Source organism: Maribacter sp. C-4077 (genome assembly GCF_055378385.1).
In genome coordinates, this window is record NZ_AP038807.1 from 2681288 (window position 1) to 2697604 (window position 16317).

General features: G+C 41.2%; 16 protein-coding genes. 12 read left to right on the forward strand and 4 right to left on the reverse strand.

The annotated features are described in order from the left end of the window. Positions 1–3: 3 nt before the first annotated feature. The 8 genes from ACZ41C_RS11520 (at position 4) to ACZ41C_RS11555 (ending at position 7570) form a co-directional block, all read left to right on the forward strand. Positions 4–1245, forward strand: coding sequence for an ABC transporter permease (locus tag ACZ41C_RS11520; RefSeq protein WP_154916997.1), 1242 nt, complete (start codon positions 4–6; stop codon positions 1243–1245). 327 nt (positions 1246–1572) lie between these two features. Continuing rightward, positions 1573–2868 (forward strand): M20/M25/M40 family metallo-hydrolase, encoded by a 1296-nt coding sequence (locus ACZ41C_RS11525; protein WP_464561532.1) that lies wholly within the window; start codon positions 1573–1575, stop codon positions 2866–2868. Between the two features lies 1 nt (position 2869). Next, a complete protein-coding gene (locus tag ACZ41C_RS11530) occupies positions 2870–3649 on the forward strand; it encodes an aldose epimerase family protein (RefSeq protein ID WP_464561534.1) in 780 nt (259 codons plus the stop codon). A 22-nt stretch (positions 3650–3671) separates the two neighbouring features. Then, positions 3672–4367 (forward strand): hypothetical protein, encoded by a 696-nt coding sequence (locus tag ACZ41C_RS11535; protein WP_464561536.1) that lies wholly within the window; start codon positions 3672–3674, stop codon positions 4365–4367. A 30-nt stretch (positions 4368–4397) separates the two neighbouring features. After that, on the forward strand, positions 4398–5039 hold the full coding sequence (locus tag ACZ41C_RS11540; protein ID WP_464561538.1) for a hypothetical protein: 642 nt from the start codon (positions 4398–4400) through the stop codon (positions 5037–5039). A gap of 237 nt (positions 5040–5276) precedes the next feature. Next, entirely contained in the window at positions 5277–7004 is a 1728-nt protein-coding gene (locus ACZ41C_RS11545; RefSeq protein ID WP_464561540.1) for a SulP family inorganic anion transporter, read from the forward strand. Between the two features lie 151 nt (positions 7005–7155). Continuing rightward, on the forward strand, positions 7156–7287 hold the full coding sequence (locus tag ACZ41C_RS11550) for a hypothetical protein (protein ID WP_464561542.1): 132 nt from the start codon (positions 7156–7158) through the stop codon (positions 7285–7287). Positions 7288–7387: 100 nt separating this feature from the next. Then, complete coding sequence (locus ACZ41C_RS11555; RefSeq protein ID WP_138257391.1) at positions 7388–7570, forward strand: hypothetical protein; 183 nt, start codon at positions 7388–7390, stop codon at positions 7568–7570. 101 nt (positions 7571–7671) lie between these two features. Here ACZ41C_RS11555 and ACZ41C_RS11560 read toward each other — a convergent pair whose 3' ends face one another. The 3 genes from ACZ41C_RS11560 to ACZ41C_RS11570 all read right to left on the reverse strand — a co-directional run bounded on the left by ACZ41C_RS11560 (position 7672) and on the right by ACZ41C_RS11570 (position 11702). Beyond that, positions 7672–9054 carry an exonuclease domain-containing protein gene (locus tag ACZ41C_RS11560; RefSeq protein ID WP_464561544.1) on the reverse strand — a complete coding sequence of 461 codons (1383 nt, stop codon included), beginning with the start codon at positions 9052–9054 and terminating at the stop codon, positions 7672–7674. A 75-nt stretch (positions 9055–9129) separates the two neighbouring features. Then, positions 9130–11427, reverse strand: coding sequence for an FdhF/YdeP family oxidoreductase (locus ACZ41C_RS11565; protein WP_464561546.1), 2298 nt, complete (start codon positions 11425–11427; stop codon positions 9130–9132). An 86-nt stretch (positions 11428–11513) separates the two neighbouring features. After that, the gene (locus ACZ41C_RS11570; protein WP_272636413.1) at positions 11514–11702 is read right to left on the reverse strand and encodes a hypothetical protein; all 189 of its coding nucleotides are present in this window, start codon (positions 11700–11702) and stop codon (positions 11514–11516) included. A gap of 249 nt (positions 11703–11951) precedes the next feature. On the opposite strand from ACZ41C_RS11570, the gene ACZ41C_RS11575 reads away from it, so the two are divergent. From ACZ41C_RS11575 to ACZ41C_RS11585, 3 genes are read left to right on the forward strand one after another with little or no spacing between them, the layout of a single operon-like run. Further along, the gene (locus ACZ41C_RS11575) at positions 11952–12287 is read left to right on the forward strand and encodes a helix-turn-helix domain-containing protein (protein WP_464561548.1); all 336 of its coding nucleotides are present in this window, start codon (positions 11952–11954) and stop codon (positions 12285–12287) included. Beyond that, on the forward strand, positions 12280–13518 hold the full coding sequence (locus ACZ41C_RS11580; protein ID WP_464561550.1) for a DNA cytosine methyltransferase: 1239 nt from the start codon (positions 12280–12282) through the stop codon (positions 13516–13518). Before ACZ41C_RS11575 ends, ACZ41C_RS11580 begins: the two co-directional genes overlap by 8 nt. Next, positions 13499–14596 (forward strand): hypothetical protein, encoded by a 1098-nt coding sequence (locus ACZ41C_RS11585; RefSeq protein WP_464561552.1) that lies wholly within the window; start codon positions 13499–13501, stop codon positions 14594–14596. Before ACZ41C_RS11580 ends, ACZ41C_RS11585 begins: the two co-directional genes overlap by 20 nt. A gap of 88 nt (positions 14597–14684) precedes the next feature. Here the strand turns inward: ACZ41C_RS11585 and ACZ41C_RS11590 are convergent, their stop codons facing one another. Next, positions 14685–14882, reverse strand: a complete 198-nt coding sequence (locus ACZ41C_RS11590; RefSeq protein WP_464561554.1) for a hypothetical protein — start codon at positions 14880–14882, stop codon at positions 14685–14687. A 331-nt stretch (positions 14883–15213) separates the two neighbouring features. Between ACZ41C_RS11590 and ACZ41C_RS11595 the strand changes: the two genes are divergently transcribed. After that, positions 15214–16314 (forward strand): mevalonate kinase family protein, encoded by a 1101-nt coding sequence (locus ACZ41C_RS11595; RefSeq protein ID WP_464561556.1) that lies wholly within the window; start codon positions 15214–15216, stop codon positions 16312–16314. The last annotated feature ends 3 nt before the right edge of the window (positions 16315–16317 follow it).

Genomic DNA, 16317 nt, shown 5'->3' on the forward strand with positions numbered 1-16317 from the left:
CATTTGAACTTAGAATATTTCATTGCCAAACGGCTTATTACGGGCAAGGAACATAAAATTAGTATTTCCGCGCCAATAATAAAAATAGCGATAGCCGCCATAGCCATTGGTGTTGTCATGATGTTGATTGCCATCGCTACGGGAGAAGGGTTAAAATATAAAATTCGGGAAAAGGTTACCGCTTTTAACGGCCACATTCAGATTTCCAACTATGACAATAATCGGTCCGAAGTATCGGTATCACCTGTATCCAAAAAACAGGATTTCTACCCCAGGTTTACAGATGTTGACGGAATTGCCCATGTACAGGCCGTGGCCACCAAGGGAGGGATTATCCGTACGGAGGACACTTTTGAGGGCATCATTGCCAAGGGTGTGGGGGCGGATTACTATTGGACGCCCATCCACGATTTTTTGGTGGCCGGAACCTTGCCGGATTATACAGGCGAACTCAATTCAGATGTGCTTATTTCAAACATTACGGCCAACCGTTTGAAGTTGGGGGTGGGGGATTCCTTTTTTACCTTTTTTCTGCGGGACGACGATACCAACAAAATGCCCAACCAACGTAAGTTCACCATTGTGGGGATCTATGACAGTGGTTTTGAGGAGATTGACGACAAGTATATTTTTGTCGACATTAGGCACATCCAACAGATGAACAAATGGGCCGATGATGAGGTGGGCAATTTTGAGGTGTTGCTGGACAATTTTGACGATATCGATGCCAAGAGCAATGAAATTTTTGGAAAGACCGTCTCCACCTTGGATACAAAATCAATACGGGATAAATATTATAAAATATTCGAGTGGATCGGCCTGTTCGATTTTAATACCGCCCTGATCATAGGAATCATGATTATTGTTGGGGGCATCAATATGATTACAGCCCTTCTGGTGCTTATTTTGGAACGTACGCCCATGATCGGAATCCTAAAGGCCCTGGGCACGACCAATTGGAGTATACGAAAAGTGTTTTTGTACAATGCGGCCTATTTGATCAGCATCGGACTGTTTTGGGGAAATTTGATCGGCTTGGGCTTTATTTGGCTCCAGGGACAATACCGTTTGTTCAAGTTTCCCAATCCGGAAGAATATTACATTGAGTACATTCCCGTGCACATCAATTGGATTACGGTGTTGCTGCTGAATATCGGGGTGCTTTTCCTGTGCCTGTTGATGCTGTTGATTCCCTCGTACATCATCACCAAGATTACGCCGGTGAAGGCCATTCGCTTTGAGTAATTCATAAGACCTCATTGGCAACCTAAACTATGGAGAATAGACCGTTGCACTGCTAGAACATAGAAAATAGACGCTTGAAAGACAGAATGCCGGGCTTTCCTGTTTTGACGGGTCATTGTTATTTTCCTGAATGTATCTTTATTGCAAAAAGTTTAGGTACATCAAAGAGACAAAGTGTTGGTCCGGTGGAAATAATTAAATCTATGTTCTTGGCTCTTAATGCTAAGCGGTGTTTTGTCAAACTTTCGGACACTTGTGATAAGACCTCAAACTTTCGATATTTCATTTTGATTTGGTTTTAGGTACATTTGACTCAAACCAAACGTTATGATTCGAAAAATCCTATTCGTCCTTCTCTTGTTCCCGATTTTCCAAAATGTAGCGGGACAAAAGTTATCCCGCACCGAGAAAAAAATCATCAAAAGTATCGAAGCCAATAATCCCGATGCCATCGGCTTTTTGGAAAAGGTGGTGAACATCAACAGCGGCACCTTGAATCTGGAAGGGGTGAAGAAGGTGGGTGCCGAATTCAATTCGGCTTTTGGCGACATCGGATTTGAAACGAATTGGATTCCAATGCCCGCGGAAATGAACCGAGCGGGACATTTGTTCGCCGAGACCAAAGGTTCCAAGGGTAAAAAGTTACTGTTGATTGGACATCTGGATACCGTTTTTGAGGAGGACAGCCCTTTTCAGACCTTTACCATGGTAAACGACAGTACGGCCCACGCCCCGGGTGGCAATGATATGAAAGGTGGCAATGTCATCATTCTGTATGCCTTAAAAGCCTTGCAAGAAAATAATTTGTTGGGCGATGCCCAGATTATTGTAGCCCTAACGGGCGATGAGGAAAGTGCCGGGGATCCTTTGGAGATAAGTAGGAAGGACTTGATAGATGCCGCCAAAAAAAGCGATATTGCCTTGGGTTTTGAAACGTCCACTGGGTTCAACTACGCTACCGTAGCGCGCCGTGGCTCATCCGGCTGGAAAGTGGAAGTGGAAGGGAAACGGGCCCATTCCTCCGGTATCTTTAGTGAAAATACGGGAGCTGGGGCCATTTTTGAAATGTCCCGAATCCTTCATGGTTTTTATACCGATGTAAAAGGGGAGGAACTTTTGACCTTCAATCCCGGGACGTTGTTGGGAGGTACTTTTGTGACCTTCGATGACATGACAAGCAAAGGCACCGTTTTTGGAAAAACTAACGTAGTCGCCCAACGGGCCGAGGTACGGGGTGGACTGAGGTTTATTTCCGAGGAACAAAAAGAACGAACCCGCGAGAAAATGAGGGCCATCGTTGCGAAAAACCTTCCAAAGACGTCGGCGACTATTTCCTTTTCCGATATGTATCCGGCCATGGCACCGACCGAAGGTAACCATGCCCTCTTGCAAAAATTGAATCAAGTCAGCCTCGATTTAAATCAGGGCGAAGTAGTCGCCTATGATCCCGGTAGAAGAGGTGCTGCGGATACCTCCTTTGTGGCGGAATATGTGGATTGCCTGGACGGATTGGGCACCATGGGCACGGGTGCCCATACACCCCAGGAAACCGTGAACCTGAACACCATTGAAGCGTTGACAAAAAGAACCGCTATTTTGATTTACCGATTGATAAACGAATAACATGACGATACTTACCTTACCTAAACAACAAGTACGGATTGACCAAGGGGAACTGGTGGGCTATCGGGTATATAGCCAGGAATTGATACATCAAAAAGGGAGTCCGGGTTGGCGAAATTCGGATACGGAGATGTTTCCCATCATTGGACCCACAAACGAGGCCGATTTCAAAGTGAAAACCCCAAAAGGGATGGCCGTCCAAGACCAGCATGGACTGCTCCGGGAACTGGAATATCAACTTTTGGAATCCACCGAAACAAAAGCTGTTTTTGAAAAGCGCTATAAGGCGAATACACGTATAAAAAATTCCAAATACCCTGGGAAGTCGGCCGCACCGGAACTTTTTTGGCCCTATGATTTTTCGTTTGTAAAGTCCTACTATTTGAAAGAAGATGGTCTGGAAATCCGTTTTGAAATCAAAGGGGAAGAAGGCATGCCCTTTATGTTAGGATACCACCCGGCCTTCAACCTTGTAACGGAGCAATCAATTATCAAGACCCAGGAAGAACAAATTTCCATCCCGGAAGTTATGGCGGTGGGGAGCAGGGCCCTTCAGGTACCCAAGGAATCCTCGATCATACTCAATGACCAATTGGAACTGACCATCAAGACCGAAGGTTTTGAACACTTTATGCTGTGGACGGAAGTCCCCAATATGGTCTGTATAGAACCCATCACTTTTTACCCCTATGCCGTGGAGCAAGCTAATTTGGATACCGGGTTTTCGTATCTTGAGGGAGGGACGGTCAAGCGTTTTAAAGTGTTTATATATCCTAGTTAGCTAACAAGTTTGAAAAAACAAAATGGATAAAATTAAAAAAGCAGAAAAGCACTTAAAAGAGTCAAAGTATTCCGAACACATAATTAACGGAATTAAGGCTATTCTTGCTAACTTTCCTGTAGGAAGTGGTATAGTATCTTTAATGTCCGATTATATTCCATCACAAAGGGAATTGAGGCTAATGGAGTTTATAGAAACTATAGCGAAAGACTTTTCGAAACTTCAAGACGAAATCAACGAGAATTATTTGAAGTCAGATGAATATGGTTTCATTTTTGAAAAGTGTTTTAAAGGAGCTGTTGAGAATTACCAAAAAGAGAAAATTCTTGCCTTTAGAGCAATTTTAGTGAACTCACTAACCGAATTTGAAATCACTCAAACGGAAAAGGAATACTACCTGAATTTAGTGGATAATTTCTCATCATTGCATATTCAAGTTTTGAGTTTTTTGGCTTACCCAAAAAAATATCTTGAATTGAACGGAATGGACGAATCGATAGTCTCTGGTGGATTTAGTTCTTTCTTCCCAAAAGTAATTCCCAATGCGAATGTGGAGATTATAAAATTAGCTTTTAGAGACTTACATAGTTACGGATTTACAAATACAGACAGTAGTATTTTCAACACTATGACAGCGAGTAGTGGTTGGAGTTTGCTGGGAGATAGAGTTTCAAAAAATGGACGGAATTTCATTCAGTTCATATCATTAAATAATTAAAGAACCTGTAGCTAAAAAGGGCTGCAAATCATGGCCGGACCGTTAGGCAAAATTATGCAAACACAAACAAAGCTACTTGTAATTTTGACTGCATTATGTTCATTTAATAGTGCTCAAGCTCAAATCGATTCAACTAATTTAAAAGAGCTTAAGGACAGAAAAATGAAAAGTAGAGATCCCTTTTGGAGTTATTGTTTTATTGACGGAAAGATTGAATCACAAACCTTAGTCGATTCGATAAACAAATACTCTATAAAAGTTCCTTCTAATTATGATTTAACGGTGTTTGCAAATGAAAAATTTGATACTTACCAACTGAAAAGCCACAAAAAAAAAGTAAAAAACACCTCCCCAATTTTTGAAATTAGAATAGGAAAATCAATCTCTGGGGATTTAGAAAAGTATTTTGATAAGGTTTTAATTAAGGTAATAGGAGAGAAAAGATTAGTCACATTTGGAAAGGAAAACACTAATGAAAATACTAGTTTTTGGATTGAAACATTGTCCCCTAAAAATGATGCAGATGTTAAAAGGGAATTAAACTATTATTCGATAAATCCTGAAAATCGTAAAATTTTTTATATCGCTATTAAATCTTACCAAAAGAAACGGTCCAATCCCGACTTGTGTGTTTTTGGAATGCTCATTAGGAATTTGAAATGGATTAAATAGGGTGATACAAAAAAGAACTGAGTTAAAAAACAAGTTCCTCCTCTTGCGCAAGCATCCGTGCTTGTGCCTTTCCATATACAGTTTAGAACAGAAGTACGAGGTGCTTCCTTATGATGTTATCGAATGGGTGCCTCGCCCTTTCAGGGCTTACTATGTATATGTGTTATTCGGTGGGACTGCTTCTCTAACTTTGGTCTTACCTAATTTTGCCACGTGGGATTTGTTTACTTTTGAAACGTGAAGCGTTTTCTACCATTTTTGGAATGGGCAGCTACCTATAAAAAGGCCTATTTTACAAAAGACCTGATCGCAGGGTTTACCGTGGGCATAGTTTTGGTCCCCCAGGGAATGGCCTACGCCATGATTGCCGGCTTGCCTCCTGTCTATGGTTTGTACACCGCCTTGGTTCCCGTGTTGACCTATGTGTTTATGGGTACCTCGCGCAAAGTAGCCATGGGGCCAGTGGCCATGGATTCCCTATTGGTGGCCGCCGCTTTGGGAACGTTAGCTATAAGCAATGTAGCGGACTATATTGCTTTGGCGGTCGTGTTGGTGTTGATCGTTGGGGCTGTGCAATTGCTGCTAGGTATATTCAGGATGGGCTTTTTGGTCAATTTTTTGTCAAAGCCTGTTATCAGCGGGTTTACTTCGGCTGCCGCAATTATCATTATGGTGAGTCAGTTAAAGCACTTGCTGGGAATCCCTGTCCCGAATAGCAATCATTTTCATGAAATTGTAGCCTTGACATGGCAGCAGCTGGGGAACACCAACCCCTATGATTTGGGATTGGGCATTCTAGGTATTGTACTGATTCTGGGATTTAAAAAATGGAAAAAAAGCTTTCCCGCGGTGCTTTTGGTGGTCGTATTGGGCATTCTAGCCGTTTACTATTTTGGTTTGGGTGTATACGATATGAAGTTAGTAGGCGAAGTTTCCAAAGGCTTGCCCTCCTTTGACCTGCCCAAAATCACCATTGAAACTATAAAAAGCCTTTGGCCCATGGGTGTCGCATTGGCCTTGGTAGGATACTTGGAGACCATATCCATAGGTAAGGCCATGGAAGAGAAAAGCGGGGAAGAGACCATAGATGCCAATCAGGAATTGATTGCCTTGGGGGCATCCAATATCCTAGGTTCTTTTTTTCAATCCTATGCTTCCACGGCCAGTTTTTCCAGGTCGGCCATCAATCAGGAAGCAGGTGCCAAAACCAATTTAGCGGGCTTTTTCAGTGTGGTCTTGGTTGTGCTTACGCTGTTGTTTTTTACACCTGTTTTCCAATACCTGCCCAATACGGTACTGGCAAGTATTATTATGGTTTCCGTTTTTGGGCTAATAGATTTGGACTATGCCAAGTACTTATGGGTAGACCGGAAGGATGAATTCGGGGTGTTGTTGCTTACTTTTTTGATTACGCTTTTTATCGGGATTACCCAAGGAATCGTTGTGGGAACGCTGCTATCATTATTGCTGATGGTGTATCGAACCTCCAAGCCCCACTTTGCGGAGTTGGGGAATCTGAAGGGATCGGATTATTATAAAAACATCAAACGGTTTAACGATGAGGTCATAATCCGTAAGGATTTATTGATTGTTCGGTTCGATTCCCAGCTCTATTTTGGGAATTCAGGCTATTTCAAAAAGAAGATGCTAAAGCAAATCAAAGGAAAGGGGTCCGATTTAAAGGCGGTTATCTTAAATGCCGAGGCCATGACCTACATCGATGCCACGGGTGCGGACGTGCTTTCCAAGCTCATCCATGAAATCCATGAAATGGGGCTGCAATTCTATATTGCAGGCGCTATCGGGCCCATGCGCGACATCATTTTTACCACCAATATCATCAATGAACTTCAAAAGGAATTTCTCTTTGTAACCACCAAGGAGGCTGTCGATTATTTTGATAATGCCAATCAATTGTCCACACTCGGTGCCAGAGTCGCCCATCAGAACAAAAAAGCGCGGTAGAAAATTTCTTTTATATGCCGATGTATATGACGGAAATCATAAAATTCCCTGTTCCTTCCATATATTTTTATTCCAATAATTAATCCACAACAAGGGGAAAGTGGGACCCTTCAAAGAGTAGTGCGAAAACAAAACTTTAAATTTTGGACTTATGAATACCATACTGCCATTAGTAAACTGGAGCAACGGGATTATCATGATCGGCGTTTTTACCGCTGTGGTGATTGCCCTTGTTGTGGTCACCCTTAGCCTTATGAACAGCGGAAAGGGAAAACAGTCTTAGGGTAATCCCTTTGATTGAACACATATTTTCGTACATTTAAATAAACCGGAATCAGGGGAGGGTTAGTTTCTGTTCCCTTTGCTTTCAATTTATTTAAAGTATGCTGAAGAGTTTTATCAAACGTATAGGGGTAATGAATTGTATTATGCTCCTAGTCGTGCTTTCCATTATAGTGGTATCCGAGGTCATGTTCCTGACAGGACAAAAGCTGGAGGCCATATTCATTGCATTTTGGGCACCTACTATCTTGGGCTTTATGAACTATTTAAAGTACAGGAAATAGTGGAGGTAGTATTGATTTATTCCATCATCGTAGGGATTGTTTTTGTCCTTTGGTTGTTTTTTGTGATCAAGATGTATCACAAACTAAAGGACTGACCGTATTCAATAGGTCTCCGCTCTCGTAAAGCTCAGAATGCCTTTCGGACTTTTCCTAACGAAAGCTTCCACGATACGTTGCGTTTCCAAGGTGTTTTTTTGTCTGGTTAGATAGGATTCAAAATCATCTTGGGTACTAAGTGGCGTGTCTTTGGGTATAAAGCCATATCCCGTATATAGGTTTTCCTGTACCAGCACAAAACCGTTCTCTTCCGGGTTTCTCCCTTTAAGTCTAATGGCGAAGTCCGATTTTGTTTCTCCCAGCGATTCTATGGCCTTCCTTACCCGCTGATTGTATACTTCCAAATGATCAATATCGGAACAAATCCCGATGCAATTTTTTATCCTAAAATGCGAACAGGTGTCCACGTTATCCTGGAGGTGGCAATATTTTGGACAGAGCCCAAAGCTTTCGCACAGTGCTTCCAAAAAGGTCCTACATTCAGAAATACTGTATAGCACCAGCAGGGGATTGGGCGCCATATTGATTTTGTTGTAGGCCAAATGCAGGATTCCGTTGCGGTCCTCATAACTAAATAGTGCGTACTGCTGAATTTTTCGTTTCTGGGCGCGATTGAATTTTGGATAGTGCTTCTTGATTTCCGCAGATTCCAGCAAAAGCGCGATTAATTCGTTTCCCGTTTCCTCAAAGTCCAGGTAGGCCGTTTCATTACACAACGCAATTTCCTTGTTGGATTTATCGTAGAAATGCCCCAACACCCTTTTTTTAATGTTGATGGCCTTGCCCACATATATGATATGACCTTTCCCATCCTTAAAATAATAGATGCCCGGAGTGGCGGGTAACTTTTCAAATTCGCTTTTGGGCAGGGAAGGGGGTAGCGTAGCTTCCTGTGATTTGGGGTTCAGGAAGGACTTAAATACTTTTTCGGCATCGTGGGACCGTAACAGTTTGTGGAACAAAAGCATGGTGGCATGGGCGTCACCACGGGCCCGGTGTCTGTTGGAAAGGGGTATCCCCACGGCGGAGCATAATTTCCCAAGACTGTAGGAATTATACCCGGGAAGCAGTTTTCTGGACAACCGCACCGTGCAGAGCTTCCTTCTTGAAAACTCGATTCCAAGGAGCTGCAGCTCGTTTTTGATGACATTGTAATCAAAATTGACGCTGTGCGCCACAAAAATGGCATTGGAAGTAATCTCCAGGATTTTTGGAGCTATTTCGGCCAATTTGGGAGCATTTTGTACCATATCGTTGTCAATACCTGTAAGTCCGGTAATGAAAAAGGGTATCTCACATTCGGGATTTACCAAGGAGGTAAATTCATCCACCACCTCATGCCCATCGTATTTAAAGATGGATATTTCGGTAATCCTGTTACCCTTGATTCCGTTTCCGGTGGTTTCTATGTCTACGATGCAGTACAAAATAGCGATTGAAAAAGGCCACCTTAAAGTTAGTTCAATTTAAGGAAAGGGAAATAGGGCATCATTAAGAAATACTTATTTCGATCGTTCCAAATGCACGATGATCGATTTACTGATGGGGGTGTTGCTTTTATCCGCGTAGTGGTTGTGGGGAACGACCATATTCGCTTCGGGGAAATAGGCTCCCAAATTCCCTTGCGGGATATTATAAGGGACGATTAAAAATTTTTGGGCACGTCGCTCTACCGAATCATAGTTGCTTACCAAATCCACGATATCCAAGCGCTTATAGCCGAATCGCTCCATGTCCTTCGGATTCATAAAAAGTACGCGGCGTTCGTTCTGTATGCCCCTGTACCGGTCGTTTAGGCCGTAAATGGTGGTGTTGAACTGATCGTGAGAACGTATCGTCATCAATAGGAATTCATTGGGCTTACGTTCATGTGACGCCATTTTGCAAATACTGAATTTGGCTTTTCCATGTTCCAATTTACTGAAATCCAGCTCCCTAACATTGTTAGGTAAATAATACCCAGATCCTTTGGAATCTTTTTGAACCGATTCAAAACCTTTCAGGATTTCGGACATTTTTTCACGGATGGTATCATAATCCTTGCCCAAATCTTCCCACGCTACGGGATGCTGGTTTTTAAAATACGCATTTGCAATACCCCCAATAATCTCCGGTTCGCTTTTTAAATGTTCCGATTTCGGTTGTAGCACCCCTTTGGTCCTGTGCACTTTGCCCATACTATTTTCCACGGTCAAGAATCTCTCTTTTCCGTTGGCATTGTCTTTTTCGGACCGACCCAATGTCGGTAAGATCAACGCGGTCTTACCGGTAATCAAATGACTTCGGTTCAGTTTGGTACTGATTTGAACGGTCAAGTCGCAGTTTTGAAGCGCTTCCGCTGCATAGTTGGTATCGGCCACGGCAGATGCAAAATTTCCTCCCAGCCCAATGAACACCTTGGCCCTTCCTTCGTGCATGGCCTCAAGGGCCTTTACCGTATCCAAGCCTTCTTTGTTAGGGGGTGTAAAACCAAATACCTTTTCAATACTTTGGTTCAGTTCCTTGGAAACATGGTGCATGATGCCCACCGTACGGTCTCCCTGGACGTTGCTGTGACCCCTTACCGGACAGGTCCCGGCACCCGGTTTTCCCAGACTTCCTTTTAGGAGAAGGAGGTTCACGCATTCCTTGATGTTGTCCACGCCATTTTTATGCTGGGTAAGACCCATGGCCCAACAGATGATGATTTTATTTTTTTCCGCTAGCAAGCTAACCGCTTCGTCAATCGTTTCTTCAGGAATACCGCAACGTTCCAAAAGTTCGTTTTCGGAGTATCGTTCCAAATCCTTTAGGAGTTGATCAAATTCCTCGGTATAGGTTTTAATGAAGTTGTGGTCGAATACGGATTTGCCACTTCGTTCCAGATGGGCCAACTTTTTCAGTAGTAATTTGAGGAGGGCTACGTCCTCATTGATTTTTACCTGCAGATGGATATCCGTGAGGGAAGTCCCTTTGGTAATCCCAGATAGGGATTGCGGGTCCTTAAACCGAATCAATCCGGCCTCTGCCAAAGGATTGATACTGATGATCTTTCCGCCGTTCTTTTTACATTTTTCCAGTGCGGACAGCATTCGCGGATGGTTTGTACCCGGATTTTGGCCCATAACGATGATTACTTCGGCCTCTTCAAAATCCTCCAATTTTACAGATCCCTTGCCAATGCCCAAGGTTTCGGACAGGGCAACGCCACTACTTTCGTGGCACATATTGGAACAGTCCGGCATGTTGTTGGTGCCAAAGGCCCGGACAAAGAGTCCGTATAGGAAGGCCGCCTCGTTGCTTGACCGTCCCGAGGTGTAAAAAATAGCTTCGTCCGGGGATGCCAATGATTTTAGATGTACGGCAATCGTGTCAAAGGCGGCATCCCAGGAAATAGGCTCGTAATGAATACTTCCTTCCCTTAAAATCATCGGCTGGGTCAACCTGCCACTTTTTCCAATATGGAAGTCGGACCATGTGGAAATTTCCTCAACGCTGTGTTTTTTGAAAAAATCGGCGTCCACCTTTTCGTACGTAGCCTCCTCCGCAAGGGCCTTTGCCCCGTTCTCACAGTATTCGCCAAGCTTGGAAGGTTTTTCCGGATCGGGCCATGCACATCCGGCACAGTCGAATCCGTCCTTTTGGTTCATTTTGGAAAGCGTGCCCAAGGCTTCCAAAGCCCCCATTTCCTTAAAAGTATGCTGAATCGCCACTTTAATCCCTGGAAATCCTGCGGCAAATTCCTTGGAGTCTGTCAGTGAGATACCGGTCAATCGTGTGTCACCGGTAAGTGAAATGTTTCGTTTGAATGGGGAAGGCATAGAAAATGTTTCCCACTAAGGTAATCCAAAGAAAGGAAAAAGAAGTCCGCGAAAAGGACGATTGCTGCACCAAAAAAGTTTCTTGATTAATTGGACTCCTCTACGGTGTCTATTTCTGCTAGCCTACCCGTATCGTTTTGGTCGATTGACGTCGTACTGTCTTTGATAACAAATTCAGAAACCAAGTCCGTTTCCTTGTTGCAGGAGGTTGAAAATATAATTAGAACAAAAGCAAGTAGTGCTAGGGTAGGGAACTTGGAAAGGCGTATTTTCATTTAAATTGCTATCAGTAAATGGGCATTTGGTCAATTGGGTCGGCCAAAAATAGATTTTGAAATTATTTTTACGATTAAAAGAGCAATTTTTTCGATGAAATGCATACATAAAGTTATTAAGATAGATTGTTAATAACTTTTTAAACGAGGTCCAAGACATTTTTTACTCTTCTTTTAAGAAAGTAAGCGGCTCCTGATTATAAAATATCATATCTTTGACAAAATTGTCAAGGTAATTATTTCAAGAAAATGAAGGAAACATTTGGGGAATATATTCACAAACTAAGGACTAATGCCTCTTTAACCTTAACTAAGCTTGCAGCAGCACTTGACATTGATCAATCAACACTATCCAAAATTGAAAACGGAAAAAGAAATATTCCAGAAGACATTCTCCCTAAACTTGCAGCCACTTTCAATTTGGACATTAAGCAATTGGAAAAAGAATATTACAGCGAGAAGATTGCAGAAATAATTTATCCAAGAGAAAATTCCGGTGAATTGCTGAAACTGGCTGAACAAAAGGCAGAGTACATGAAAATCACAAATTTAAAACAAGGAAAAATAGATTTCAATAATGCTTAGATATTCAAAACTTCGTAAGGATTTTAACATCGAAAATATGAATGGGAACGCCGAAGACTTGGCGTTTTTTACTCATTATTTACATAACAAATCAAATGGGATTTCTAAGTCATTTAAAAGTAGAGCTATTGAATATATCCAAAATAATAACTTAAGTAAATTATCCGAACCTGAACTGCAAGCAATGCTGCCGATTGACTGGGATATTCCATTTCCAAGCCCAAAAAATCCTGAATTTACTTTCATAGACTTATTCGCAGGGGTTGGAGGGTTTAGAATTCCAATGCAGGAAATTGGTGGGAAATGTGTTTTTTCATCCGAGTTCAACTATCACGCTCAAAGAGCATATGAGTTAAATTTTGGGGAAGTTCCATTTGGAGATATAACAAAACTCAATTTAGATATAGTTCCTAAACACAATGTTTTGTGTGCTGGCTTTCCCTGCCAACCATTCAGTATTTCTGGGAAAATGAAAGGTTTTGAAGACACCCGAGGAACTTTGATATATCACGTTTTTGAGATAATTGAAAAAAGAAATCCAGAGGTAGTTTTACTTGAGAACGTTAAACACTTGCTATATCACGACAAGCGAAGAACACTTTCAACAATTATTCGACATCTTGAGGGGTTAGGATATAAAGTCTCTCAAAAAGTCCTCAATGCTTCTAATTTTGGAGTTCCCCAAAATCGTGAAAGAATAATAATTATTGGACATAAAAAGAAGAAGTTTGACTTTACAAAACTTAATACTCAAGACAAACCTATTTTAAAAGATTTTCTAGACAAAAAGAATGATTTCGAATTTTTAGATGAGCCATACACCATATTAGACGATATGAAAGTTCAAGATTCAGGTTTAATTTTTGCAGGTTATAGAAACAAAACGATTCGAAAAGCTGGTGTAAGACCTAATACCGAGCATCTGTCAAGAGTCCACAAACAACCTAATAGAATTTATTCTACTGATGGTGTTCACCCAGCATTACCATCTCAAGAATCTTCTGGAAGATTTTGGATTTATCATAACAACCGAGTCAGGAAGTTAACTATACAAGAATGTTATAGAATTATGGGCTTCCCAAAAAAATTTAGGTTAATCAATAATCGTTCAGAACTTTACAAACAAGTTGGTAATTCTGTCGCAATTCCAATGATTAAGGAGGTAGCTTCGCAGATAAAGGAACAATTACTAGAACAAATTAAAATATTAGATGCCGAATTCATTTCTTAAAAAAGCATTTGAAGAATCAATGAAAATAGTTGGTTCTGATGATAAAATTAAATCAGATTTACCAGTTCAAATTACTGAACATTTGGATGTTATTCTTAGTAAATCTGAATCCTCAAAAGGTGTTCTTACAGTTTTATTGACAAGTTTAGTTTATAAATCTTTGAACCCCGAACAAGATATACGAAATCATCAAACTAGTATTGAGAATGGGTATTCGGGCAGGTCTTTCGACACAAAATATATTACACCATTTTTGAAAAGTGTAAAATTTCCTGCAATGGCAGAAAGTGGTTGGTTAACTCGTTCTTTAGAACAAAAAGTGCCGTATGATAAAGATTATTCTGGAGCTATTAAACCAAATGCTTTAAAAACATCTTTCTTAGAGACTATAGACTTTATCCAAAAAGGCAATGATTTAGACAAATGCTTAAGTTACTTAATGCAAGGATTGATTATCAAAAGAAATAGTCAAGAAATCGATCTTGCAAAACCTTTGAACCTTCCGATAGCAACTATAATTGATTTGCTAAAAAATCATTTTAATGCAACGTACGTAGCAGAAGGAGCTTCACGCCTTCCTGTGCTGGCTTTATTTGCGGCCTATGAATGCTTAATGAAAGAAGCAAAAAGATTTGAAGGCAAAGAGCTATTGGAAATAGAAAGCCATACATCTGCGGACATAAGGAGTGGAAGAATTGGGGATATTGACATTGTGGACGAAAGTGGAAGAGAATTTGAGGCGGTGGAAGTTAAACACGGTATACCAATAACATCACAATTAGTCCAGGATGCTTTTGAAAAGTTTAAAACAACTCAGGTAAAAAGATATTACTTGCTATCTACTGCTGATATTGACAAAAATGAATCAGAGAATATTGAAAAAGAAATTGAACGAATAAAGAATATTCACGGATGCCACGTAATTGCAAATGGACTTATTAATTCGCTAAAATATTATCTACGACTTTTATCTGAGACATCTGAATTTATTTCAAATTATGTAGACCTAATTGAAAGTGACACAGCCTTGAAATTTGAACATAAGAAAAAATGGAATGAAATCATTTCCAGTATGTAACTGAAATTTTTTGACATTTCTAGTTTGGTAAAATATTAAAGGAAAGTTCTAAATTGGTATGGAGATATTGTATTAGAAATAAGATTACTTAGAGTTTTACCTCAATATCCCGAACCTTTATGGCTTGTTCCCGCAACAGGTTCTGAAAAATGACCACCGTTCTCTCCTGATATTCCTCCGGAATCCTACCACCGATCATCCAATTCTTTTTGATAAACCGCTTGTCGTTCAATTTGAACTCATTGCAAAGACAGGTAAGGGCTGCCTCGCGGGTGGAGTCGTTCATGTTACTGAACATGGTTTTGATATTTTTTATCATCGGTAGAGATGGTCGGTTTTCAAATATAAATAAATATTGATCCCGTTCGCTTCTTTTTAATCAACAGGTTTTTAACAGTGTACGTTTTTCCCTCGACTCCAAACCGCTGATTTAAAACCATTAAGATTGCTACTTATGGAGACCAAACCTTGCCCCGAAACGTGATTTATTGCTTGAAATTATATTATGTGTTCGAACACATTTTTTGTATCATTGTTCTATTGAAGTTTAATATCGTGGAGAATGGCTTCGGATTTTAGACTTTGCAATGAGCGTAACGTTAAGAAATTGAACCTTGTTGGATACGAGAATACATATTGTGGCCCCCGGGAGGACCTGCCTTTTTGGCGACCATCAGGATTATCTGGGGCTTCCGGTAATTGCCTGTGCCATAAATCGGTATATATTTTTGAAGGCAACACCCAATGAGAATGGGGTTTTTAGAATTCAGATGGAGGATATCGATTCCAAAAGGGTTATCCCCATTTCTCAGGAATTCAAAACATTGGAACCCCGTGATTATTTTGGGTCGGCACTTCGGGTTTTAAAACGGGAAGGCTGTGTTCCTGTCCAAGGGTATAATGTGGAAATTACGGGAAATATTCCCATTAATTCCGGAAATTCCAGTTCCTCGGCGGTCTTGCTGGCGTGGATTTATTTTTTGGTGGAGGCCTTTGGCCTGGATAGACCGGTAACCAAGGAATTTTTGGCGGAATTGGGCTATTGGGCGGAAATTTTGGAACATAAGGAACCGGGCGGAATGATGGACCATTTCAGCATTGGCGTGGGTGGCGTGTTACATATCAAAACAAATCCGCCTTTTGAAAGCCAGACCATCGGTTCTCAACTGCAAGGGATGGTAACGGGCGTATCAGGGGTTCCAAAAGAAACGGTGGGACTTTTGGCAAGGGTAAAGGGGAACGCCCTAAAATCCATTCAACGGGTAACGAATAAATTTCCGGATTTCAATATTCAAAAAGCCACTATTTCGGACCTAAAAAAATATACTTCGATTCTACCAATGGAATTGGTGCCTTATTTTGAAGCGGCCATTGAAAACCATGATATTACCCAAAAGGCATTATTGGAATTTCAAAAACCGAATCTTAACCTACCCGAAATAGGTAGGTTGATGACCGCCCATCATATCATTTTAAGGGATAAATTGAAGATTACCGTACCTAAAATAGATGCCATGATCAATGCCGTTTTACAACATGGTGCTTACGGTGCCAAAATTGTGGGCTCCGGTGGCGGGGGAAGTATCGTTGTTCTTACGGAACCCGGTACCGAAGGTAAAATAGTTGAAGCCCTCCGCTCCGTTGGGGCCAAGGAGGCATACCCGATACAAGTCGATGCCGGATTGCGCATCCAAAATTCGACCCATTTTAAAATCTAAAAT